The sequence below is a fragment of the Polynucleobacter tropicus genome (assembly GCF_013307225.1).
Taxonomy (GTDB): Bacteria; Pseudomonadota; Gammaproteobacteria; order Burkholderiales; family Burkholderiaceae; genus Polynucleobacter; species Polynucleobacter tropicus.
In genome coordinates this window covers 1,756,772-1,780,644 of the sequence record NZ_CP028942.1, presented here as the reverse complement: position 1 = coordinate 1,780,644, position 23,873 = coordinate 1,756,772, and the positions used below count along the sequence as shown (strand labels likewise).

21 protein-coding genes are annotated in these 23,873 nt (G+C 46.1%); 8 read left to right on the top strand and 13 right to left on the bottom strand.

Features of this window, described 5'->3' with window-relative positions; translation table 11 throughout:
- Positions 1-222: 222 nt before the first annotated feature.
- The 3 genes from DCO17_RS09070 to oxlT all read left to right on the top strand — a co-directional run bounded on the left by DCO17_RS09070 (position 223) and on the right by oxlT (position 3,659).
- Complete coding sequence (locus DCO17_RS09070) at positions 223-513, top strand: co-chaperone GroES (RefSeq protein WP_173956397.1); 291 nt, start codon at positions 223-225, stop codon at positions 511-513.
- A 28-nt stretch (positions 514-541) separates the two neighbouring features.
- Positions 542-2,194, top strand: a complete 1,653-nt coding sequence (gene groL / locus DCO17_RS09065; RefSeq protein ID WP_173956396.1) for a chaperonin GroEL — start codon at positions 542-544, stop codon at positions 2,192-2,194.
- 220 nt (positions 2,195-2,414) lie between these two features.
- On the top strand, positions 2,415-3,659 hold the full coding sequence (gene oxlT / locus DCO17_RS09060) for an oxalate/formate MFS antiporter (protein WP_173956395.1): 1,245 nt from the start codon (positions 2,415-2,417) through the stop codon (positions 3,657-3,659).
- 73 nt (positions 3,660-3,732) lie between these two features.
- Here the strand turns inward: oxlT and DCO17_RS09055 are convergent, their stop codons facing one another.
- From DCO17_RS09055 to DCO17_RS09040, 4 genes are all read right to left on the bottom strand, one after another.
- Positions 3,733-4,707, bottom strand: a complete 975-nt coding sequence (locus DCO17_RS09055) for a Bug family tripartite tricarboxylate transporter substrate binding protein (RefSeq protein ID WP_173956394.1) — start codon at positions 4,705-4,707, stop codon at positions 3,733-3,735.
- 113 nt (positions 4,708-4,820) lie between these two features.
- A complete protein-coding gene (locus tag DCO17_RS09050; RefSeq protein ID WP_173956393.1) occupies positions 4,821-6,188 on the bottom strand; it encodes an NAD(P)(+) transhydrogenase (Re/Si-specific) subunit beta in 1,368 nt (455 codons plus the stop codon).
- Between the two features lie 29 nt (positions 6,189-6,217).
- A complete protein-coding gene (locus DCO17_RS09045; RefSeq protein ID WP_173956392.1) occupies positions 6,218-6,559 on the bottom strand; it encodes a proton-translocating transhydrogenase family protein in 342 nt (113 codons plus the stop codon).
- 22 nt (positions 6,560-6,581) lie between these two features.
- Entirely contained in the window at positions 6,582-7,715 is a 1,134-nt protein-coding gene (locus DCO17_RS09040) for a Re/Si-specific NAD(P)(+) transhydrogenase subunit alpha (RefSeq protein WP_173956391.1), read from the bottom strand.
- 176 nt (positions 7,716-7,891) lie between these two features.
- Here DCO17_RS09040 and mnmA point away from each other — a divergent pair, with 176 nt between their 5' ends.
- The gene (gene mnmA / locus DCO17_RS09035; RefSeq protein WP_173956390.1) at positions 7,892-9,004 is read left to right on the top strand and encodes a tRNA 2-thiouridine(34) synthase MnmA; all 1,113 of its coding nucleotides are present in this window, start codon (positions 7,892-7,894) and stop codon (positions 9,002-9,004) included.
- A 21-nt stretch (positions 9,005-9,025) separates the two neighbouring features.
- On the opposite strand, the gene DCO17_RS09030 is transcribed toward mnmA, so the two are convergent.
- The gene (locus tag DCO17_RS09030; RefSeq protein ID WP_173956780.1) at positions 9,026-9,640 is read right to left on the bottom strand and encodes a glutathione S-transferase C-terminal domain-containing protein; all 615 of its coding nucleotides are present in this window, start codon (positions 9,638-9,640) and stop codon (positions 9,026-9,028) included.
- An 89-nt stretch (positions 9,641-9,729) separates the two neighbouring features.
- On the opposite strand from DCO17_RS09030, the gene purB reads away from it, so the two are divergent.
- Together purB and DCO17_RS09020 are read left to right on the top strand one after the other, a co-directional pair.
- Positions 9,730-11,115, top strand: coding sequence for an adenylosuccinate lyase (gene purB / locus DCO17_RS09025; RefSeq protein ID WP_173956389.1), 1,386 nt, complete (start codon positions 9,730-9,732; stop codon positions 11,113-11,115).
- A gap of 2 nt (positions 11,116-11,117) precedes the next feature.
- Positions 11,118-12,479: a 3-deoxy-D-manno-octulosonic acid transferase gene (locus tag DCO17_RS09020; RefSeq protein WP_437342802.1), complete on the top strand. Its 1,362-nt coding sequence runs from the start codon at positions 11,118-11,120 to the stop codon at positions 12,477-12,479.
- A 26-nt stretch (positions 12,480-12,505) separates the two neighbouring features.
- On the opposite strand, the gene secF is transcribed toward DCO17_RS09020, so the two are convergent.
- The 5 genes from secF to queA form a co-directional block, all read right to left on the bottom strand.
- The gene (secF, locus tag DCO17_RS09015) at positions 12,506-13,480 is read right to left on the bottom strand and encodes a protein translocase subunit SecF (RefSeq protein WP_173956387.1); all 975 of its coding nucleotides are present in this window, start codon (positions 13,478-13,480) and stop codon (positions 12,506-12,508) included.
- A gap of 3 nt (positions 13,481-13,483) precedes the next feature.
- Positions 13,484-15,343, bottom strand: coding sequence for a protein translocase subunit SecD (gene secD / locus DCO17_RS09010; protein WP_173956386.1), 1,860 nt, complete (start codon positions 15,341-15,343; stop codon positions 13,484-13,486).
- A 23-nt stretch (positions 15,344-15,366) separates the two neighbouring features.
- Positions 15,367-15,693 (bottom strand): preprotein translocase subunit YajC, encoded by a 327-nt coding sequence (yajC, locus tag DCO17_RS09005; protein ID WP_173956385.1) that lies wholly within the window; start codon positions 15,691-15,693, stop codon positions 15,367-15,369.
- Between the two features lie 132 nt (positions 15,694-15,825).
- Positions 15,826-16,983 carry a tRNA guanosine(34) transglycosylase Tgt gene (gene tgt, locus DCO17_RS09000; protein WP_173956384.1) on the bottom strand — a complete coding sequence of 386 codons (1,158 nt, stop codon included), beginning with the start codon at positions 16,981-16,983 and terminating at the stop codon, positions 15,826-15,828.
- Complete coding sequence (gene queA, locus DCO17_RS08995; protein WP_173956383.1) at positions 16,980-18,023, bottom strand: tRNA preQ1(34) S-adenosylmethionine ribosyltransferase-isomerase QueA; 1,044 nt, start codon at positions 18,021-18,023, stop codon at positions 16,980-16,982. The genes tgt and queA overlap by 4 nt, the downstream gene beginning before the upstream one ends.
- A gap of 30 nt (positions 18,024-18,053) precedes the next feature.
- On the opposite strand from queA, the gene recG reads away from it, so the two are divergent.
- Together recG and ubiA are read left to right on the top strand one after the other, a co-directional pair.
- Positions 18,054-20,123, top strand: coding sequence for an ATP-dependent DNA helicase RecG (gene recG, locus DCO17_RS08990; RefSeq protein ID WP_173956382.1), 2,070 nt, complete (start codon positions 18,054-18,056; stop codon positions 20,121-20,123).
- An 8-nt stretch (positions 20,124-20,131) separates the two neighbouring features.
- Positions 20,132-20,995: a 4-hydroxybenzoate octaprenyltransferase gene (gene ubiA, locus DCO17_RS08985; protein ID WP_173956381.1), complete on the top strand. Its 864-nt coding sequence runs from the start codon at positions 20,132-20,134 to the stop codon at positions 20,993-20,995.
- On the opposite strand, the gene proC is transcribed toward ubiA, so the two are convergent.
- From proC to glcF, 3 genes are read right to left on the bottom strand one after another with little or no spacing between them, the layout of a single operon-like run.
- On the bottom strand, positions 20,992-21,861 hold the full coding sequence (proC, locus tag DCO17_RS08980; protein ID WP_173956380.1) for a pyrroline-5-carboxylate reductase: 870 nt from the start codon (positions 21,859-21,861) through the stop codon (positions 20,992-20,994). The genes ubiA and proC overlap by 4 nt on opposite strands.
- The gene (locus DCO17_RS08975) at positions 21,858-22,583 is read right to left on the bottom strand and encodes a YggS family pyridoxal phosphate-dependent enzyme (RefSeq protein ID WP_173956379.1); all 726 of its coding nucleotides are present in this window, start codon (positions 22,581-22,583) and stop codon (positions 21,858-21,860) included. Before DCO17_RS08975 ends, proC begins: the two co-directional genes overlap by 4 nt.
- Complete coding sequence (gene glcF, locus DCO17_RS08970; protein WP_173956378.1) at positions 22,580-23,857, bottom strand: glycolate oxidase subunit GlcF; 1,278 nt, start codon at positions 23,855-23,857, stop codon at positions 22,580-22,582. Before glcF ends, DCO17_RS08975 begins: the two co-directional genes overlap by 4 nt.
- Between the last annotated feature and the right edge of the window lie 16 nt (positions 23,858-23,873).

The window sequence follows — 23,873 nt, the reverse complement described above, 5'->3', positions numbered from 1 at the left end:
TACCCTGTCCAAAGTATAGATAGGGGCTAAATCCTTAAATAATTTGTGGGGATCAACCCTTGAAATCCTGGGAAGCAGACCTATATAATCAGCACTCCCTCCGTGCGAGTGCTAAAGCCGAGAATTTTCGGTTTTTAGACCCTAGTTATCGTATGGGAGATTATAAATCATTGATTTATATAGATATTTAATTAGTTAACACTTACTAACATAGGAGAAGAGATGAATTTGCGTCCTTTACATGATCGCGTAATCATCAAGCGTTTGGATCAAGAATCAAAAACAGCCTCTGGAATCATCATCCCGGATGCGGCTGCAGAAAAGCCTGATCAAGGTGAAGTATTGGCAGTTGGTCCAGGCAAGCGCGATGACAGTGGCAAATTAAATGCACCAGACGTCAAAGTTGGCGATCGCGTGTTGTTTGGTAAGTATGCTGGCCAAACTGTAAAAGTTGATAACGAAGAGCTCATCGTGATGCGTGAAGACGACATCATGGCTGTTGTTCAGAAGTAATTTCGGTATTTAAGAGAGGAAACTAATCATGGCAGCAAAAGACGTTGTATTTGGAGATAGCGCTCGTACCAAGATGGTCGAGGGTGTCAATATTCTTGCGAACGCAGTAAAAACAACTCTCGGACCAAAAGGTCGTAACGTTGTTATCGAGCGTTCATTTGGTGGCCCAACCGTTACTAAAGACGGTGTGTCTGTAGCAAAAGAAATCGAACTTAAAGATAAGTTGCAAAACATGGGCGCACAGATGGTTAAGGAAGTTGCTTCCAAGACTGCTGATATCGCCGGTGACGGTACAACAACCGCTACAGTTTTGGCGCAATCTATTGTTCGCGAAGGCATGAAGTATGTTGTATCAGGCCATAACCCAATGGACCTCAAGCGTGGTATCGATAAGGCTGTAACTGCTGCTATCGGCGAACTTGCCAAGATCAGCAAGCCTTGCACAACTACTAAAGAAATTGCTCAAGTAGGCTCTATCTCTGCAAATAGCGACCATAGCATTGGTCAGCGCATTGCAGAGGCGATGGAAAAAGTAGGTAAAGAAGGTGTAATCACCGTTGAAGACGGCAAGTCTTTGGATGATGAGTTAGAAGTAGTAGAAGGTATGCAGTTTGATCGTGGCTACCTCTCTCCATATTTCATTAACCAGCCTGAGAAACAAGTTGCTGTATTGGATAACCCATATGTGCTCTTGTTTGACAAAAAGATCGCTAACATCCGTGATTTGCTCCCAGTTCTTGAGCAAGTTGCAAAATCTGGTCGTCCATTGCTAATCATTGCTGAGGATGTTGAAGGTGAAGCCTTGGCAACTTTGGTTGTAAACAATATCCGCGGCATTATCAAAACTTGTGCTGTTAAGGCCCCAGGTTTTGGTGACCGTCGTAAGGCGATGCTCGAAGATATCGCAATCTTGACTGGCGGTACTGTTATCGCTGAAGAAATTGGCCTCACACTCGAGAAAACTACTCTTGAGCACCTCGGTCAAGCGAAGCGTATCGAAGTAGGTAAAGAGAACACCATCATCATTGATGGCGCTGGCGATGCTAAAGCAATCGAAGCACGCGTTAAGAACATTCGTGTACAGATTGAAGAAGCTACTAGCGACTACGACAAAGAAAAATTGCAAGAGCGTGTTGCCAAGTTGGCAGGCGGTGTTGCGGTGATTCGTGTTGGCGCTGCTACTGAAGTTGAGATGAAAGAGAAGAAAGCTCGTGTTGATGACGCATTGCATGCAACTCGCGCGGCTGTGGAAGAAGGCATTGTTCCTGGTGGTGGCGTAGCATTGATTCGTGCAATGCAAGGTATCAAAGGTTTGAAGGGCGATAACGCTGATCAAGACGCCGGTATCAGTATCGTATTGCGTGCTATGCAAGAGCCACTACGTACTATCGTGAGCAACGCTGGTGAAGATGCTGGTGTGGTTGTTAATGCTGTGCAAGAAAGCAAAGGCAATAACGGTTACAACGCAGCTTCTGGTGAGTACGGTGATCTCGTAGCACAGGGTGTTATTGACCCAACTAAGGTTACAAAAACTGCATTAGTGAATGCTGCGTCCGTTGCTGGCCTGTTGTTGACAACCGATTGCGCAATCTCCGAAGCACCAAAAGAAGAATCTGCTGGTGGCGGTATGCCTGATATGGGTGGTATGGGCGGCATGGGTGGTATGGGCGGCATGATGTAATTGCTTTACCATTCTGCAACTTATCCGCAGAAGTAGAAACGCCTGGTGATGAACCAGGCGTTTTTTTTATTTCTTTTTGATTGCGCACTAACTAGATACCCGTATGATTCGAAAAGAAGCATGTTGCACCGTAGTGGATCATTTAGTTTTAAATATCCGTGGTTGATCTTTTAATAATAAGTAAGTCAATGAGTTGATTTATATAAATAGGAGATAGGCAATGAGCGAAGGCACAAGCATCTTAAAGTCAAAGTGGGTTCAACTTGCTTTAGGCGTGATTTGTATGATGTCGATTTCAAGTCCACAGTATGTCTGGGCTTTATTTACAAAACCCATCATGGGTCAGTTGGGCGTAACGCTTACTGAGCTTCAAGTTACATTTTCCATTTTGATTGTTTTACAAACTTTCTTCTCTCCGTTTCAGGGGTATTTAGTTGATAAGTTTGGACCTCGTTTGTTATTGTCTATCGGTACGATATTGACGGGATTGAGTTGGGTGCTATCAGCTAACTTAACTACTGTTTCCAATCTTTACATTACCTATGGCGTGCTTGGTGGTCTCGGTACGGGCATTGTCTACATTGGTGTAGTTGGTTTGATGGTACGTTGGTTCCCCAATAATCGCGGCTTTGCAGTTGGTATGGTTGCAGCTGGATATGGAATTGGGGCATTGTTGACTACATTCCCAATCTCCAACAGTCTTGCTGAATCAGGCTTACAGGGTACCTTAACCTTCTTTGGTTATTTGATTGGCGTAGTGGGCTTATTGGCTGCTCAAGGAATTCGGGTGCCACATGCCGATCGTGTTCAGACTGCTGGCCAAATTGAAGCGGCAGCTTCTGGCGTGGCTCCCAAAACAATGTTGAAGACACCGGTTTTCTGGCTCATGTTTTTGATGATGTCTATGATGTCAACTTCAGGTTTGATGGTGATTTCACAAATGGGGGCATTCGCAAAAGATTTCGGCATTACTTCTGCAACCGTATTTGGTATGGCCGCACTACCATTAGCCCTTACTATTGACCGTGTCACTAACGGACTAACAAGACCATTTTTTGGCTGGGTTTCTGATAAGTTGGGCCGTGAATACACCATGACGATTGCATTTGGTCTAGAGGCTATTGCAATGTTCTTATGGGTAATGACTCGTTCGGATCCTTTGATGTTTGTATTGTTGTCTGGCATTGTGTTCTTTGGATGGGGCGAGATTTTCTCTTTATTCCCATCCACTTTGACTGATACTTTTGGTCAAAAGCATGCCACTACAAACTATGGATTTTTGTACATGGCGCAAGGTGTCGGCTCTATTATTGGCGGCCCAATTGCTGCTTATATACATGGTGTAGCGGATAGTTGGATCCCAGTATTTGCCATCATGATTGCCCTGGATGCAACGGCAGCAATATTGGCGTTCTTTGTATTGCGCCCTATGCGTGCCAAGTACATGCAGGCACGTGCTGCTTAATGATTAACCTATAAAGGTTGAAAGAAAAAGGCTAGCAAATGCTAGCCTTTTTTGTTGCTTCATCTAAAAAGTATTAATCAGGTTGAATGCCACCATCTTTGATAACTTTTTTCATCTTCACCAAACCTTGCGCAATCATTTCTTTTAAGTGATCTGGACCAAGCGGAACAAATTCAAAGCCTTGCTGAATTAATTGTTCACGTAGCTTGGGATCTTTCAAGGTGTTTGCTAATGCGTCATTGAGCTTCTCAATAATGACTGGCGATGTTCCCTTTGGTGCGAGTAAAGCACCCCAGGTTGAAAACTCATATCCCTTGATGCTTTCGTTAATTGTTGGAACGTTTGGCAGCAAAGGGGATCTAGTCTTGCTGGCTACGCCAAGTACTTTGAGTTTGCCTGCACGAATATGTGGAAGTACTACAGATAAAGCACTAATCATTACGGGTACTTGGCCAGCCATGACATCGGTCACTGCCGCTGCCGCTCCGCGATAGGGGATGTGCACAATAGGAGCGCTAGTGTATTGACGGAATATTTCCATGCCAATGTGTTGTGGCGATCCATTACCACCAGATGCGTAATCAATCTTTCCAGGTTTTTCTTTGGCAATGCGTACAAGATCTGCTGCGGTATTGCCAGGGAAAGAAGGGTTAGCAACCATGACAAATGTAATTGCTGCAACTTCAGAAATAGGCGCGAAGCTCTGAATAGGATCGTAATCAATTTTTTTATAGAGATTAGGCAGCATTGTCAGGATGCTGTCATTAAAAGCACCCAAAACATAGCCGTCAGCAGGACTCTGCGCTACCTTTACCGTTCCAATGAGTCCTGCACCACCAGGTATATTTTCGATCGTGATGGCTTGTCCAAGGCTTTCACCCATTTTCTGGGCAATTGGGCGCATCAGAATATCGACGCCACTACCTGCTTGGAGTGGCATGATTGTTTGGATTGTGCGGTTAGGGTAGTTGGCTTGTGCCTTTGCTAGTCCGCAAAAAAGTAATTCAATAAAAGCGGCGCTTAGTAATATAAAAGTCTTGATTTTCATTTTGTCTCAATCTATTTGTTATTTTCCATTCTGCGATGCAGAAAGTTTTTAGTATCTTAGCGCAATAAAAAACCGCCCGTAGGCGGTTTCTATAAAAGCCTGGTCAGGGGCTATTACTCAACCGCCTTGACCATATCCTCCACGACCTTCTTCGCATCACCAAAGACCATCATGGTTTTATCCATGTAGAAGAGCTCGTTATCTAGGCCGGCATAACCTGCTGCCATTGAGCGCTTATTAACGATGATGGTTTTAGCTTTAAATGCTTCCAAAATTGGCATGCCAAAGATTGGGCTTCCAGGAGTGCGAGCTGCCGGGTTCACCACGTCGTTAGCACCAAGTACTAAAACCACATCTGCTTGACCGAAATCACTGTTGATATCTTCCATTTCAAACACTTGATCGTATGGTACTTCTGCTTCAGCCAATAGTACGTTCATGTGTCCAGGCATACGACCAGCAACTGGGTGAATTGCGTATTTAACAGTTACACCGTGGTGAGTCAGTTTTTCCGTTAACTCTTTTAAGGCATGCTGAGCGCGAGCAACGGCAAGACCATAACCAGGAACAATAATGACTGTGTCAGCATTTTCCATCAGGAATGCTGCATCTTCAGGTGAGCCTGTTTTGTAGTTCTTTGGACCACCATCATCAGCGCCACCAGCTGCTGCTTCAGCACCAAAGCCGCCAAGCAATACAGCAAGGATCGAGCGGTTCATTGCCTTACACATGATGTAAGAAAGAATCGCGCCTGAAGAGCCTACACATGCGCCAGCAATAATTAGTACTGGATTATTAAGGGTGAAACCAATACCAGCTGCTGCCCAACCAGAATAGCTGTTCAGCATGGATACCACCACAGGCATATCCGCGCCGCCAATGGGAATGATCAAGGTGATGCCGAGTACTAATGCAATAGCACACATGGCCATAAAGGCTGCATGACTATCTACCATGTAGTAAGCAATACCAGCTCCAACCATAGAGATTGCAAGAATTAAGTTGAGCAGATGTTGGCCAGTAAAGCTGACTGGCTTACCACTTACTTTTCCAGAAAGCTTGCCAAATGCAATTACGGAGGCTGTGAAAGTAATCGCGCCAATAAATGCGCCAATAAAGAGCTCAATCTTTTGTGCGCCAGTGTGTTCGTGCGCAGTATTGAATACCGCAGCAATCGCAATTAACACTGCGGACAAGCCTACAAATGAGTGCATCAATGCCACTAGCTCTGGCATTTTGGTCATTTGCACGCGTTTCGCTGCAAGCGTGCCAATGATGGCGCCGCCTACAACAGCTGCAGCAATGAGTGAGACGGCAGGCTTGAAGTCAGGGATAAAGAAGGTGGTAATTACAGCCAACAACATACCAATCATTCCAAAGGTATTGCCTTGGCGTGAGGTAGTTGGTGAGGACAAACCGCGCAACGCGAGAATGAACAATACCGATGAAATGAGATAAGAAATTGCAGTTATGTTTGACATTATTTTGGTCTCTGTAGATCTTGTTCTATTTATTTAGCTGCATCAGCTGCATTTGCTTTAGGCGCTTTTTTCTTGAACATTTCAAGCATGCGACGAGTCACCATGAAGCCGCCAAAAATGTTGATCGACGCTAGAAATACCGCAACTGCGCCAATAACGCTGGTGAGGGTGATTTCATCGCCACCAATCACTTCGGTTTGCAAGAGTGCACCAACAATGATGATTCCAGAAATAGCATTGGTAACCGCCATCAACGGGGTATGTAGCGCAGGAGTAACGTTCCAAACAACGTGGTAGCCCACAAAAATAGCCAAAACAAACACGGTGATGTTTTGGACTGTGAGGATGCTTTGAAAAGCAGCGAGATCCATGATAGTTCCTTCGTATGAATTTTTATGAGTTTTTGCGGATGGCTTGACCATCACGACACATCAAGCAGGCGGTCACGATATCGTCGTCGCTTGGGATAACTAGCTTAGCTTCTTTGTCGACAATCAATTTCATGAAGTCGAGCAAGTTACGGGCATAAAGTGCAGAAGCATCCGCAGCAACCATACTGGCTAAATTTGTATAACCCACAATCTTCACGCCATTAGCATTCACTACTTTATCGGCTTGAGTTAATGGGCAGTTACCAGAGCCATTGTCACCTTTGCCTGCAGCCAAGTCGATCACTACAGAACCAGGCTTCATATTAGCAACAGTGTCGCTATGCAAAAGAACTGGCGGCTTGCGACCTGGAATCAATGCGGTAGTAATGACGATGTCTGCTTGTTGGGCGCGCTCAGCAACCAAGGCGGCTTGACGCTTCATCCATGCTTCTGGCATAGGGCGGGCATAGCCACCAACACCTTGAGCAATTTCGCGTTCTTCATCGGTCTCATAAGGCACGTCAACAAACTTCGCACCTAAAGATTCAATTTGTTCTTTAGCGGCAGGACGTACATCGGACGCTTCAATCACTGCGCCAAGACGTTTTGCGGTTGCAATTGCTTGTAAGCCAGCAACACCGGCACCAAGAATTAATACGCGCGCTGCTTTAACGGTACCAGCGGCAGTCATCAACATCGGCATAAAGCGTTGGTATTCGTTGGCAGCAACCATTACCGCTTTGTATCCAGCAATGTTGGCTTGAGAAGAAAGAACGTCCATGCTTTGTGCGCGTGTAGTGCGTGGTGCGGCTTCTAGTGAGAAGCTGGTAATTCCTTGCGCAGCCATCGCGGCGATATTGTCGTTATCAAATGGATCAAGCATGCCAATAAGTACGCTACCAGCTTTGATCTGTTTGAGTTCCGCAGCTTCAGGGGCGCGTACTTTTAGAACAATCTCAGCGCCAAAGGCATCTGCTGCAGATCCAATAGATGCGCCTACAGCTTCATAGGCAGAATCTGGCTGGCTGGCTTGAACGCCTGCATCCTTTTGGATGACAACGGTATGGCCTTGGCCAATGAGTTTTTTAACGGTTTCTGGTGTTGCGGCAACCCGCGTTTCGCCAGTTCTTGTTTCCAGCGGCACTCCTATGCGCATGGCATGTCTCCAAAAGCAAAATTTTCAAAAAAACTATTTTAGTTAAGTGGCTTAAAAATCACCCACTCATTTTCCCCTACAAGCACATATGGCCTTTTTGCCCAAATTTCTGTCAATCTAGGCTAAGACTTCTACAATAAGGCTTGTCAGCTTATATTGAATTCTCGCATTTTTTGATGATCCAGCTCAATTCCTCGGCAATCCCGCCCACAAACCCCAAGAAAGTCGTTATTGGCATGTCTGGAGGGGTAGATTCGTCTGTTGCGGCTTGGATGCTCAAAGAGCAGGGCTATGAGGTTGTAGGCCTTTTCATGAAAAATTGGGAGGATGACGACAACGATGAATATTGCTCCGCCCGCCAAGATTGGCTGGATGTCGTCTCGGTTGCAGATTTGATCGGAATTGATGTCGAGGCGGTTAATTTTGCTGCTGAATATCGTGAGCGAGTATTTGCGGATTTTTTACGTGAATACGCTGCCGGACGCACCCCAAATCCAGATGTCTTATGTAATGCCGAAATTAAGTTCAAGGCGTTTTTAGACCATGCCATGAGTTTGGGTGCTGATGCGATTGCTACCGGCCATTACGCTAGAGTGCGACATGAAGGTGGCAGGGTGCAGCTTTTGAAAGCTTTAGATGCCACTAAAGATCAAAGTTATTTTTTGCACCGCTTGACACAACAGCAATTAGCAAACGTTTTATTTCCATTGGGCGAAATTCCTAAAACGGAAGTACGTACTATCGCTGAAAAAATTGGCTTGCATAACGCCAAGAAAAAAGATTCCACTGGCATTTGTTTTATTGGTGAGAGACCGTTTAGAGAATTTTTAAATCGTTATTTGCCACGCATACCTGGACCAATTAAAACCCCTGAAGGCAAGGTTGTTGGTGAGCACATGGGCTTAGCTTTTTTCACCTTGGGGCAGCGCAAGGGAATTGGCTTGGGTGGAAGTCAGGATGGCAATGGTGATGCGTGGTACGTTGCTCGTAAGGACGTGGCAAACAACACTTTATATGTGGTGCAGGGCCACGAACACCCATGGCTATTGGCGGAGCGGCTTGAAGCGATGGATGCTAGTTGGATTTCTGGAAGCGCACCCGCATCTGGTTCTTACTCGGCTAAAACACGATATCGACAAGCTGACTCTGCTTGTGTTCTAAATGCAGGCAATTCATCACAAGACTTCAGTTTAGATTTTCCTGAGCCTCAATGGGCAGTAACCCCTGGGCAATCCGCCGTTTTGTATGACGGTGATATTTGTTTGGGTGGCGGAATTATTTCCGCCTAACTCCAAACATCAATTCCAAAATTAAGTTGTTGGCGGCTCAGTTTCTTTAAACGAAGGACGCTGTAATAATTTTTGGTACAAACGATCTAAGTTTGGATACTGGCTTTGCCATTGAATTTCTGGAAAGCGAAACGCTAAATAACCAAGGGCACAACCCACTGCAATATCAGCTAGGGTTATTTGATTTCCAAAGCACCAGGCATTCTCACCAAGTTGTTCTGACATTTGGCGAAGTGCGGCATTCACTTTTCCAATTTGACGATCAACCCAAGCTTGGCTTTGCTCATTTGCTGGGCGCCAAGTTTTTTCCAGGCGCGCCAAAATGCTGGCATCCACTAATCCATCGGCCAATGCTTCCCAAGTTTTCACGGTAGCGCGCTCACGATGATCGGCTGGAATGAGTTTGCTCACAGGGCTCAAAGCATCCGCATATTCAGCAATTACGCGAGAGTCCTGAATGGCTTCCCCGTCATCCAAAACGAGGCATGGAACCTTACCTAGGGGGTTGTAGGTGGCGATATTGGTGTCTGCGGCCCAAACACTGTTAGTTTCAAGGTCAATATCGACCTTTTTCTCCAGGAATACGATCCTGACTTTACGAACATAGGGGCTGGTAGGGGAGTAAATGAGTTTCATAGGGCTCAGTATAGCCATCTCAACCTTGGATTGCTCGAGGGCGGAACGCATTAAAATTAGGTTTTATTGACATATTCCCAGCAAAGGCAATGCCCGTGAGTCAGCCGCTTTCAACCTTAAATGCCCTTTCCCCCTTAGATGGTCGTTATGCCGGAAAACTGGACGCATTGCGCCCATGGTTATCCGAGGCAGCTTTTATGCGCCAGCGCGTTTTTGTGGAAATTCATTGGTTACTCGCTTTGGCTGCTGCTGGTCTGCCTGATGTGCCAAAAATCAATGCTGCCGATGAAGCTTTTTTGCTGTCGCTGCCCGAGAATTTTTCTGATGCAGATGCGCAACGTATTAAAGATATTGAAGCGGTCACCAATCATGATGTGAAGGCTGTGGAATATTTCTTAAAAGAAAAAGTTGCTAATCGACCTGATTTATTAAAAGCCAGCGAGTTCATCCATTTCGCTTGTACATCTGAAGACATCAACAATACTTCCCACGGATTGATGTTACGTGGCGCACGCGATGAAGTATTGTTGCCGCAACTTCGCAAAGTACTCTCTGTTTTAACGGACTTGGCTATTGAGCATGCAAAAGTGCCTTTGCTTTCACGCACCCATGGTCAACCTGCTTCACCTAGCACTCTCGGTAAAGAGATTGCGAACATTGCAAAGCGTCTAGAGCGCGCTATTGAATCAATCGCCACCGTGCCATTGCTTGGAAAGATGAATGGTGCGGTTGGTAACTACAACGCCCACTTATCTGCATATCCTGATTTTGATTGGGAGAGCTTTTCGAAGAATGTGGTGGAAAAGCGCTTAGGTCTAACTTTTAATCCATATACCATTCAAATTGAACCTCACGATGGCATGGCGCAATTGTTTGATGCTATTGCTAGAGCCAATACGATTTTATTGGATATGGATCGTGATTTCTGGGCATACATCTCTGTGGGCTACTTTAAGCAGCGCACCAAAGCGGGCGAGATTGGTTCATCTACGATGCCTCATAAAGTAAACCCGATTGACTTTGAAAACTCCGAAGGAAATTTAGGTGTCGCTAATGCCTTGTTGCGCCATCTCGCTGAAAAGTTGCCTGTCTCTCGTTGGCAGCGTGACTTAACCGACTCTACTGTTTTGCGTAATTTGGGGCCAGCCTTTGGTCACAGCGTATTGGCGTATGACAGCGCTTTACGCGGTCTTGGCAAACTAGAAGTAAATCATGCTGCTATTGCTGCTGACCTCGATGAGTGCTGGGAAGTTTTGGCGGAGCCAGTGCAAACAGTGATGCGTCGATATGGTATTGAAAATCCCTATGAGCAATTGAAAGAACTTACCCGCGGTAAAGGCATCAATCAAGCTGATTTGCAAAACTTTGTTCGTGGATTGAAGATTCCGGAAGATGCTAAAGCACGCTTGCTAGAAATGACTCCATCTACGTATTTAGGTAAGGCGGTCGAGTTGACCGAACGTCTCAAAAAGTGAGTGTGAACTCGAGCTCAGAATACGGGGCGCGTCCTCGGTTCTGGTTTGCTGTATATCAACTGCTGTGGCATTTACTTTTGCCGCTAGCATTTGTGCGTTTAGCCTGGCGCGCGAGGCACTCCTTTGCGTACTTACACCACATTCCTGAACGTCTTGGTTTTGGGTATGAGAAACCTATTTCAAAAGGCTATATTTGGATACACGCAGTATCTGTTGGCGAAACGCGCGCAGCCCAGCCTCTCATCGAAGCCTATTTGGCGCGTGGCGAGTCTATATTGCTAACGCATATGACTCTTAATGGTCGCAGAACAGGTAAGCAGCTTTTTGCCAATGCGATTGCTAGTGGGCAGATTCGTCAGGTGTATTTGCCTTATGACTTGTGTTGGTCTGTCGGACATTTTTTGAAGACCTTCAAGCCAAAGTTTGGTCTTTTCATGGAAACTGAAGCTTGGCCTACGATTGTGTTTCGTTGTAAAGAAATTGGATTGCCTTTGTTTTTAATTAATGCCCGACTATCTGAAAGAAGTGCGCGTCGGGTTAATCGTTTCGGCAATGCTGGTCGAGCATTATTTCAGGCCTTTGCAGGTATTTTGGCGCAAACCGAATTTGATGCGCAGCGTTATCGTAGTCTTGGCGTGAATAAGGTTCAGATTACGGGTAATCTCAAGTTTGATGTCCCTTTAGATTTCAAGTTGGTAGCCCAAGGTAAGCAATGGCAGCAAGATTTACAGGTAGGTGGACGATTGATGGTTTGCGCTGCGAGTACGCGCGATGGTGAAGAAGAAATTATTCTCAAGGCCTGGAAAGATTTGCTACTCGATCATGCCTTTCAAAAGACATTACAAAACTCGCCACTACTGTGCATAGTCCCAAGACATCCTGAGCGTTTTACAGAAGTGGCGAATCACATTCGCAATGCCGGCTTGAAGTTTCAGGCTCGCTCTAAGTTTGCGAATGCTTTGGGCGATTTTGCTGGGATCGATGTAGTTTTGGGTGATTCAATGGGCGAGATGCCTATGTATTACAGCGCATCAGATCTCGTGGTGATGGGCGGTAGCCTATTGCCTTTTGGGGGGCAGAATTTAATTGAGGCCTGTGCCGCAGGTTGCCCCGTCTTGCTTGGTGAACATACTTACAATTTTCAGCAAGCAGCTCTTGATGCGATTGCGATTGGGGCGGCGAAACGAGTTAGCGGCGAATTACTGTTTGGGCAGACTATGGCTTTAACGGAGTCGTTAAAAGAATTGCTTTTGCATTCTGCTGAGCTCGCTAAGATGGCAGTAGCAGCTAAAGCATATGCTGTTGAACATCAAGGGGCAACTAAAAATATCTTAGCTGCCCTTGATCGGCAAATTACCAGTTAGTTAAATCTGTCTGTTTAACCTTTTGGTTAAACACGAGCCCCGTAGTTTGGATCTTCATTGCGAGCATTATCGTCAGGCTTCTTGTCGCCCTTAACCAGATCTTCGCGAGTTACACCTAGCCACATCGCTAATGCGGCCGCCACGAAAACAGAAGAGTAAATACCAAACAAAATACCGATGGTGAGTGCCAAGGCAAAATAAAACAGGGTTGGACCACCAAAGATCAGCATTGCTAGAACCATCATTTCAGTACTGCCGTGGGTGATTACGGTACGGCTAATGGTGCTGGTAATCGCGTTATCAATAATCTCGCGAGTATTCATCTTGCGGTACTTGCGGAAGTTTTCGCGAATACGGTCAAAGATCACCACGGATTCGTTTACAGAGTAGCCAAGGACTGCTAATACCGCTGCCAATACTGAAAGCGAGAATTCCCAGTGGAAAAAAGCAAAGAAGCCAAGAATGATGACAACGTCATGCAAGTTCGCAATGATGCCGGCGAGAGCAAATTTCCACTCAAAGCGGAAGGAGAGGTAAAGCACAATGCCGATAATCACAAATACCAAGGCTTTTAAACCATCAATCGCTAGCTCTTGACCAACTTGCGGACCAACGAACTCAACGCGCTGTAGCTTGACGCCTGAGCTAGCAGGATCAAGCGCTTGCATTACTGCATTGCTTTGATCCGCAGAAGAAATGAGCTTACCTTCAGCGTCTTTTTGCAAAGGCAGGCGAATCATTACATCGCGTGAGCTACCAAAGTTCTGAATTTGTGTATCCGCATAGCCAAGCTTTTCTACTTTGGCGCGAATGGAGTCAAGTGGGGCAGTCTGGGGGTACGTAACCTCCATGACGGTACCGCCAGTAAATTCAATCGAGAGGTGTAGGCCGTTATGCCACAGGAAAAAAACTGCCGCTAAAAAAGTAATTAAAGAAATCGCATTGAGCACCAATGCATGGCGCATGAATGGAATATCTTTTTTTATGCGAAAAAATTCCATGGCTTATTTCTCCTGTGGGCGCCAAACTTGGCCAATAGCGAGCTTCTGAATTTTCTTATGTCTGCCGTACCAGAGATTAACCAGACCACGTGAGAAGAAGACTGCAGAGAACATCGAAGTCAAAATACCAAGACAGTGCACAACGGCAAAGCCTTTAATCGGACCAGATCCAAAAGCTAACAGAGCAAGGCCGGCGATTAAGGTGGTGACGTTAGAGTCCAAGATGGTTGCCCAAGCTTTATCGAAACCAATTGCAATCGCAGTTTGAGGTGAGGAGCCATTGCGTAGCTCTTCGCGAATACGTTCATTAATCAAAACATTGGAGTCAATCGCCATACCAAGTGCTAAAGCCATAGCGGCAATGCCTGGAAGGGTGAGTGTTGCCTGCAACATGGACAACACTGAAATTAATAAGAGCAGGTTAACCGCTAGAGCTACAACGGAGAAAGTTCCAAATAGCATGTAGTAAGCCATCATGAAAATCGCAATTGCAGAAAAGCCAATTAATAGAGATTTAAACCCTTTTTCAATATTTTCTGCGCCCAAGCTAGGTCCAATCGTGCGCTCTTCAATAATTTCCATTGGTGCCGCAAGGGATCCGGCACGCAATAAGAGGGCTAAGTCATTGGCGCTCTCGGTAGTTGGTTGACCGGTAATCTGAAACTTAGAGCCGAATTCGCCTTGAATCGTGGCAATCGTGAGAACTTCGCCCTTACCTTTTTCAAACAAAATCATGCCCATTGGCTTACCAATATTTTCGCGGGTTACTTCTTGCATGACACGACCACCAGCGGCATCCAAAGAAATGTTTACTGCAGGTCGTTGGTTTTGATCAAAGCCAGCACTTGCATCGGTAATGCGATCACCGCTAAAAATGACTGATTTTTTAAATACGCCTAAACGGTTTTCACCAAAGCGGAAAGTATCCATACTGGGAGGTGGTGTTTCGCCAACCCCAATGGTGGATACCAATGGATCCGCTAGGCGTGATTCCAAGGTTGCAGTGCGACCAATGATGTCTTTGGCACGCGCAGTGTCTTGCACGCCTGGAAGTTGAACCACAATGCGCTCAGCGCCTTGCTGTTGGATTACTGGTTCTTTAACTGCTAATTCATTTACACGCTTATTCAGGGTGATGATGTTTTGTTTTACCGCATTGTCCTGAATGTCTTTCAATGCTTTTGGTTTGAATTCACCCAATAGTTTTGAAGTGCTACTATTTGCTTTAACCAACCAAGTGAGATCAGGTTGGGAAGTATTGAGAAGTGAGCGCGCAGTTTCAGCTTCATCGCTACTACCAAAATTGATTGCGATTGAATCTGTTCCACGATCAATACCTTGATGGCGAATATTTTTATCACGCAATTGGCTGCGAATATCTGTAGCCAATGAGGTTACTTTCTTCTGTACTGCACCCTTCATGTCTACTTGCAAAAGGAAGTAGACGCCACCGCGTAAATCTAGGCCTAATGGCATTGGCAGGGCATTAATTGCATTGAGCCAGCCAGGCGTATTGGATAGTAGATTAAGGGCTACAGTGTAGTTAGGATCATTTTGATCGGTGTTCAGTTTTTGCTGCAAGAGATCGCGAGCGCGTAACTGAATGTCGGTATTGTTAAAGCGAATTTTGATAGAGCCAACATTGCCGGCTGCCTCAAAAAATACTCCAGTGTTGTCAATGCTGGCATCAGCCAGAATTTTCTCAACACGAGATTGCGTTGCTAAATTAACTTTAATGGTTGGTTTAGCAGATGAGACTTGAACCGCTGGAGCCTCTCCATAGAAATTGGGTAAGGAATACAGTCCGCCAATTAGTAAAGCAATGGCAATGACTAAATATTTCCAGAGAGGATAGCGATTCATGTCGAGATACTTTTAATAAAAAATTAAGCGGACTTCAATGTGCCTTTTGGCAATACAGTGGTGATAGCGCCTTTTTGCAATTGCACTTCTGTCCCAGCAGAAATTTCAACAGTAACCACTTGATCTTTCAATGCGGTTACTTTGCCCATAATGCCGCCAACAGTAACCACTTCATCGCCTACTGCAAGCGCTTCGAGCATCGCTTTAGTTTCTTTTTGACGCTTCATTTGTGGACGAATCATGATGAAGTACAAAACTGCGAACATCAAGATTAAGGGGAGGAAGCTCATCAAGCCACCTGCATCTGCGCCCGCGGCTGGAGCCTGGGCAAAAGCGTTACTAATCCACATATCAAACCTCCGTTAATGGCCAATTGGAAACTGCTTTATTTTTCAGCTTTTAAGAAAAAGCCGTAACCCGCAATTCTAAACTGTATGGGGCTTTGGAGGTGATTTGAAGGGGTTTATTGCCCCCGGAGGGGATTAATTCTGCCCTGGCTCTACGCCCCGCTGGCGATTGGCATGGAATTCCTCGCGATAGGCGCTAAAACGATCCTTGCTTAAGGCCTCCCTAACCTCGGTCATTAGCTGCAAGTAGTAAGAGAGGTTATGGATGGTATTCAGTTGAGAGCCAAGAATTTCGTTGGCTTTTTGGAGGTGGTTTAAGTATGACCTTGTGAAATTTTGACAGGTATAGCAAGCGCAAGTTGGGTCCAATGGACGGTCATCATCTTTGTAGCCAGAATTACGCAGTTTCAAATCACCAAAGCGAGTAAAGAGCCAACCATTGCGCGCATTTCGAGTTGGCATGACGCAGTCGAACATGTCGATTCCTAGACTTACTCCCAGAATGAGATCCTCCGGAGTACCTACACCCATGAGGTAATGTGGCATGTGCTCAGGTAATTTTGGCGCCGTGAAATTCAAAATACGCTCAAACTCCGGCTTTGGCTCCCCAACGGATAAGCCGCCAATGGCAATGCCATCAAAGCCTTGTTGACTCACTGCATCCAAGGAAAACTCGCGAAGGTTTTCAAACATGCCGCCCTGAACAATGCCGAAGAGTCCATTGCCAGTATTGAGTTCGCGAAAGCGTTTTAATGAGCGATCCCCCCAACGTAAAGACATTTCGAGCGAGGCGCGCGCAGTTTTTTCACTGGTAGCTTGACCCTTGGTTTCATAAGGGGTGCACTCGTCGAATTGCATCGCAATGTCGCTATTGAGTACCGCCTGGATTTCCATTGAAACCTCGGGCGACATAAAGAGTTTGTCGCCATTAATGGGTGAGGCAAAAGTAACGCCTTCTTCAGAAATTTTTCGTAGCGCCCCCAAACTAAAAACCTGAAAGCCACCTGAATCCGTGAGGATAGGTTTATCCCAGCCCATAAAGCGATGTAAGCCACCATGTTTTTTGATGACATCTAAACCTGGTCTAAGCCAAAGGTGAAAAGTGTTACCCAAGATGATTTGTGCTTTTGCTTCATTGAGGTCGCGCGGTGTCATTGCCTTCACCGTGCCGTAGGTTCCCACTGGCATAAAGATAGGTGTTTGCACGCTACCATGCGGAAGATCGAGTTGACCAAGGCGCGCTGGACTTTCAGAGTCTTTCGCCAAAATAGAAAAATTTACGGGTTTGGTCATGATGGGTTTCCGAGTCGGCTTAAAAACATCGCGTCTCCATAACTAAAGAAGCGATATTTTTGATCAATAGCATGTTGATAAGCAGCATGAATATTATCCATGCCTGCAAAAGCGCTCACCAACATCAATAAGGTAGATTTTGGCAGATGAAAGTTGGTTAACAAACAATCTACCGTTTTAAATTGAAATCCAGGCGTAATAAAAAGATTGGTCTCGCCGCTACTTTTCTGGCTAATGGCTTGACTCTCCAAGGCGCGCAAGCTGGTAGTGCCAACAGCAATGACCCGCTTTCCTGCTTGGTGCGTTTTATGAATTGCCTCCAGCGTTGAGTCTGGAATAGAGAACCACTCATAATGCATTTGATGCTTAGATAAGTCTTCTTCGCGTACGGGTGTAAAGGTGCCTGCACCAACATGCAGAGTAACGGGAGCCTGATTAACGCCTAACTCACCGAGTTGTTTCAATATAGCTTCATCAAAGTGAAGACCGGCAGTAGGCGCCGCTACTGCGCCCGGATTTTTAGCAACTACTGTTTGATAGCGCTGCGCATCGTTACCATCGGGTTGGTGCTCAATGTAGGGCGGTAAAGGCAATTCACCAAAGCGCTCAAGCAAAGAGAAAATATTTTCTGGGAAGCGAACTTCGTAGAATCGCCCATCGTGACCAATCATTTCTGCTGGAAAAGATTCGCCGGCAGCGTTGTGAATATGAATAATTCCACCGGTCTTGGGCACTCTTGATGCCCTGATTTGGACCCAAGCTTGTTGATCACCGCTAATGCGTTCGATCAGCAGTTCAATATTCCCACCAGTGTCCTTTTTGCCATGCAGTCTGGCCGGAATAACTTTAGTGTCATTAAAGACTAATAAGTCCCCTGGGCTGACAAGGCTAAGGATGTCCTTAAACTGTCGATCTATGAATTGAGCACGCTCACCCCCATTTGCCTTAAGCTCCAGGAGACGGCTATCGGTTCTATTCGCCAATGGATGCTGGGCGATTAGTTCGGGTGGGAGTTCGTAATTAAAGTCGGAGAGTTGCATAGCATTACCATCAGGTATTAGATTTTAACGATGACTACCAAACAAGCGCCAAACACACTCCAAAAAATGGGTTTAGATAGCCCAATGGCCCTTGCTTTGCATCTTCCTTCTCGTTACGAAGATGAGACGGAATTACTTTCGATTGGTGAGGCTCTGGTTCAGGGGCGATTTAAATCAGTTCAGACTCAGGGCGTAGTAATTCGGAACCAGGTTTTGTTTAGGCCGAGAAGGCAGATGGTTGTCACCATTGAAGATCAAATAGAAACCCTGAATTTGCGTTTTCTGAATTTCTATCCAAGTCAGCAAAAGCAAATGACTGTTGGTGCTCACATTCGAGTACGCGGAGAAGTGCGTGAAGGGTTTCAGGGCTCGGAAATGGTTCACCCAACCGTGCGCGCTGTTACGCCTGATGCACCCTTGCCAACTAGCTTGACCCCAGTCTATCCAGCAAGTGCAGGCGTTTCTCAGGCGGCAATTCGTAAGGCAGTGACTCAGGCATTACGAGACCCAAGCCTGAAAGATAGCTTGGCAGAGTTTTTACCAAGCTCATTGATGAATCAGTTATTGCCAAGCAATGAATGGCCTAGTTTGCAATCTGCCATTACCTATCTTCATCAACCACCAGCTGACGCAGACACGCAAGCATTGTTAGACCGCACGCATCCTGCATGGCGTCGTGTTCAGTTTGAGGAATTGCTAGCGCAACAGATTTCATTAAAACGCGCGCATGCGATTCGTCGAGAGCGACATGCGCCAAGCTTCAACAAAAATGATGAACTCACTGCAAGCCTTGAAGAAGGCTTAGTAAAAGCCCTGCCATTCCAATTAACTGATGCACAGTCTCGCGTTTGGGATGAAATTGGAGAAGACTTATCGCATTCATTCCCAATGAATCGCTTATTGCAGGGAGATGTAGGTAGTGGTAAGACCGTGATTGCGGCTTTAGCGGCAGCGCGGGTAATAGATCATGGTTATCAGGCGGCAATCATGGCGCCTACTGAGATATTGGCTGAGCAACATTACCTCAAAATGAAGGAATGGTTTGAGCCTCTAGGGGTGCAAATTGCATGGCTATCTGGAAGCTTGAAAGCTAAAGAAAAGAAATTAGCGCAAGAGTTAATTGAAAGTGGTGTTGCTCAACTTGTCGTTGGCACTCACGCCTTGATTCAAGAGAATGTGCACTTTGCTAAATTGGGTTTGGCCGTAATTGATGAGCAACATCGATTCGGTGTTCGTCAACGTTTGGAGATTCAGCAGAGAGTTGGCTCAGAATTGTTTTACTGCCATCAACTCATGATGTCGGCAACGCCAATTCCACGAACTTTGGCGATGACGTATTACGCTGATTTAGATGTTTCAGTAATTGATGAATTACCCCCAGGGCGTAAGCCAATTGCCACTAAGGTGGTGAAAGCAAGCCGAAGGGAAGAGGTAGTTCATGGTTTGCAAAGCTGGCTTTCAAAAGGCTTGCAAGCTTATTGGGTATGTCCTCTGATTGAGGAATCTGAAGCGCTACAGTTGCAGACTGCTGTTGAGAGCTTCGAAGAGCTTACTAAGGCCTTACCGGAATTTAAGGTGGGCCTAGTTCATGGGCGCCTAAAAGCTGATGAGAAGGCTGCGGTGATGGCAGCATTTAAGGCTAATGAAATTCAGTTATTAGTTGCAACCACAGTGATCGAAGTGGGTGTTGATGTGCCTAATGCGGCATTAATGGTGATTGAACATGCTGAACGATTTGGATACGCTCAAATTCATCAGCTAAGAGGTCGCGTTGGTCGTGGGTCAGCCGATTCGGTATGCATTTTGATGTACGCAGAACCATTATCAATGGCTGCCAAAGAGCGTTTGCAGACTTTGCGCGAAACATCTGATGGGTTCGTGATTGCGGAGCGCGATTTATCTTTGCGCGGCCCCGGAGAGCTCCTAGGTGCCAAGCAATCAGGAGATGCCATGTTGCGCTTTGTTGACCTGCAGCGGGATGCTTGGTTAATTGAGTTGGCGCAAAAGGCAGCAGAACGTTTGTTAGCAGACCATGCCGATATTGTTGAGCGTCACTTGGAGCGTTGGCTTGGTTCTCGAGCTGAATTTCTGAAGGCATAATTCTGGATATGTCTTTTCTTGAACGACTACAAGCCTATGCCTATCTAATCCGCTTGGATAAGCCAATTGGCACCCTTTTGTTATTGTGGCCAACCCTTTGGGCTCTATGGCTAGCTAGCTCAGGAATACCTGACCTCAATATCCTGTTTATTTTTGTAGTCGGTACTTTTTTGATGCGTAGCGCTGGTTGCGCTATGAATGATTATGCAGATCGTGACTTTGATCGCCACGTGCAAAGAACCAAAGATCGCCCAGTAACGAGTGGAAAGATTTCAGGAAAAGAAGCTGTGGCCGTTGCCCTTGCCTTGGCATTGATTGCATTTTTATTAATTCAACCCCTCAATGCTTTTACTAAGCAACTCTCTGTACTTGCGTTGCTGGTTGCTTTTATTTACCCATTTACGAAACGCTTTTTTGCAATGCCCCAAGCGGTTCTTGGTATTGCTTTTGGATTTGGCATCCCTATGGCGTATGCCGCCGTCTTGGACTTTATTCCTTTAGAAGCATGGGTTTTGTTTGTGGGGAATATTTTTTGGGCGATTGCCTATGACACCGCCTATGCCATGGTGGACCGAGAAGATGATCTCCGTCTAGGATTGCGCACTTCAGCGATTACATTTGGAAAGCACGATGTTGCCGCAATCGGTATTTGTTATGGCATCTTGTTAATTACCCAGTTGTGGGTTGCGCAATTAGCAGATTTGAGTAATTACTTTTTAGTGGGTTGGTTTATGGCTCTAGCTTGCGCCATTTATCACATGCAACTGGTTTCAACCCGAAAGCGCGAGGAGTGTTTCCTCGCTTTTCGTCATAACAATTGGTTGGGCGGATTTTTATTTCTGGGCATTGTGCTCGGCTTGAGCATCAATTAGTGCTGCCCTAGTTCATCACCCATCGTTTTGCCGCGTTGACTAGCCGCATCAATCGCTTTTTCTAAGATTTCATGCCAGCCATGTTGTTTCATAACATCTAGAGCTGCAGCGGTAGTGCCGCCTTTGGAAGTAACGCGCTCGCGTAAAACCCCTGCATGTTCATCAGAGTTATGAGCTAGCTGAGTAGCTCCTTCTAGCGTGGCATAGGCTAATTGACGAGCCGTCTTAGCATCCAAGCCTAACTTTTCACCAGCAGATTGCATTGCTTCTAAGAAAGCGAAAACATAAGCAGGGCCGCTGCCAGAGACTGCAGTTACGGCATCCATCAGTTTTTCATCGGATACCCAAACCGTTTGACCTACTGCTGTACAAATGGTTTGCGCAAGAGTGCGATCTGATGCATTGACGGCTACATCAGCGAATAATCCAGTAATGCCTTTGCCGATCAAGGCAGGTGTATTTGGCATGGCTCGCACGCAACGTGTGTGATCTAGCCAGCGACTCATATCCTTGAGTCGAATGCCAGCAGCGATACTTAAGATCAATGGACCTGGCGCACTAGCGTGTTTGAGTTTGGATGCAAGTTCTTTAGCAACAACATTAAAGTCTTGCGGTTTGATTGCCATTACCACTACGTTATTCTTGGTGAAGTCAAACGCAATTTGCTCGAGTGCGCCAATGCCTTGAACACCAAAATCTTCATAAAGCTTGAGGGCGGTAGTTGCATTCGCTTCCACTACAGAAATTTGATTGGGTTCAAATCCATTCGCCAATAAGCCGCTAATTAAGGCACGACCCATATTCCCGCCACCAATAAAGGTGATGTGTGCGTTGTTGTTGTTTTGATTGGTATTTTGTTGACTCATTTTGTAATCTTATCGCGCTTCCCAAAAATAGCGGTTCCTATTCGAACCATCGTACTTCCTTCCGCAATGGCGGCCTCAAGGTCGTCTGACATGCCCATGGATAGGGTGTCGAAGAATTGGTAATCTGGATCGACTAATCGACTTGATTGAATTTGCTTAAAGCAGTCACGCACTGCCGCAAACGCTTGGCGCTGCTTTAGTGGGTCTGAAGTTGGCTCCGGAATCGCCATAAGACCACGAAGAACGATATTCGGAAGTTTGCTCACGGCATCACAGAGCTCTAAAGCATTTGAGAGCGATACGCCACTTTTGCTTTCTTCTTCGCTAACGTTGACTTGTATGCAGACTTGTAGTTCTGGCAAGCTTGGAAACTCACCTCGCTGAGTCGAGAGGCGCTCAGCAATCTTCAGTCGGTCAACGCTATGAATCCAGTCGAAATGCTCGGCAACATCACGGGTTTTATTGCTTTGAAGTGGGCCGATGAAGTGCCACACCAACCAAGGGCGTAGTTTTTCAAGCTGAGTAATCTTTTCAACTGCTTCTTGTACGTAGTTTTCACCGAAAGCCGATTGGCCTGCGTGCATAGCTTCCTCAATCGCGCTAGCAGGAAATGTCTTGCTGACCGCTAGCAGCTCAATCTCTTCGGGTTCGCGTTTTGCTGCTAAAGCTGCAAGCTCAATGCGCTCCTTAACCTGAGTCAGATTGACAACGATTGAGTTCATTTGCTCCGTGCTTGCTGGCTAATGAGTTGATCAACGATCTCGATCCAATGCAAAACAGGCTTTTCGTCCTGCTGTAGATGGGTGATGCAGCCAATGTTTCCGGAAACAATGACATCTGCACCGGACTCTTCGCAGGCGACCGTCAAATTCTTTAATTTATTTTTGCGCAATTGTTCAGAAAGTTCAGGCTGAGTCACTGAGTAAGTGCCAGCAGAGCCACAGCAGAGATGACTGTCATTGCATAGGCGAACGCCAATGCCTAAGCTACCAAGCAGGCCTTCAACCTTGCCTCGAATTTGTTGGCCATGCTGCAAGGTGCAAGGTGGGTGATACACCACTCCTGGCTTTTGATCGGTGCCGATTAATGCGACAAGTTCATTTTGTAAGCTCGCCATGACTTCGGAAATATCTTTTGTGATCTCTGAAATTTTCTTGGCCTTAGCGGCATAAGCAGGGTCATTGGCCAATAAATGTCCGTAGTCTTTTACCATGACGCCACAACCAGAGGCTGTCATGATGATGGCCTCAACGCCACTTTCCACCATCGGCCACCAAGCATCAATATTTTGTTTAACGTTATCTAGACCACCCGCTTGATCATTAAGGTGATAACGAAGTGCGCCACAGCAGGTAGCACTCGGGGCGCTGACAAGTTGGATTTTGAGTGCGTCTAGCACTCTCGCGGCAGCAGAATTGATATTGGGAAGCATGCCAGGCTGAACGCAACCCTCAAGAATGAGCATCTTACGAGTATGGTGTGCATTAGGTCTGGCGAAAGGGTTGATCTGCGGATCCAGCGCCTTATTTTTAACCAGCGGAATCTTACGTTTAATGCCGCTTGGCATAAATGGTCGAACCAAGCGACCTAAAGTCATCGCTGAATTAAATAAAGTTGGTTTTGTAAGACCCTCTTTGAGAGCCCAGCGAGTAAGGCGTTCGCCAATTGGGCGTGCAGGCGTGTTTTCTTCTGCCCACTTGCGTCCGATATCAACTAGATTGCCGTATTGAACTCCGCTTGGGCAAGTGCTTTCGCAATTGCGGCAAGTTAAGCAGCGGTCTAAGTGCAAGCGTGTCTTTTCAGTTGGCGCCTGTCCTTCTGCAATCTGTTTAATTAAGTAGATGCGGCCACGTGGGCCATCTAATTCATCGCCGAGCAACTGATAAGTTGGGCAGGTGGCGGTACAAAAGCCGCAATGAACACATTTGCCTAAGATGCGCGCGGCTTCAATACCTTCGGGTGTATTGGCAAATTGGGGGGCTAGTTGAGTTTGCATATGAAAACGAAAGAGG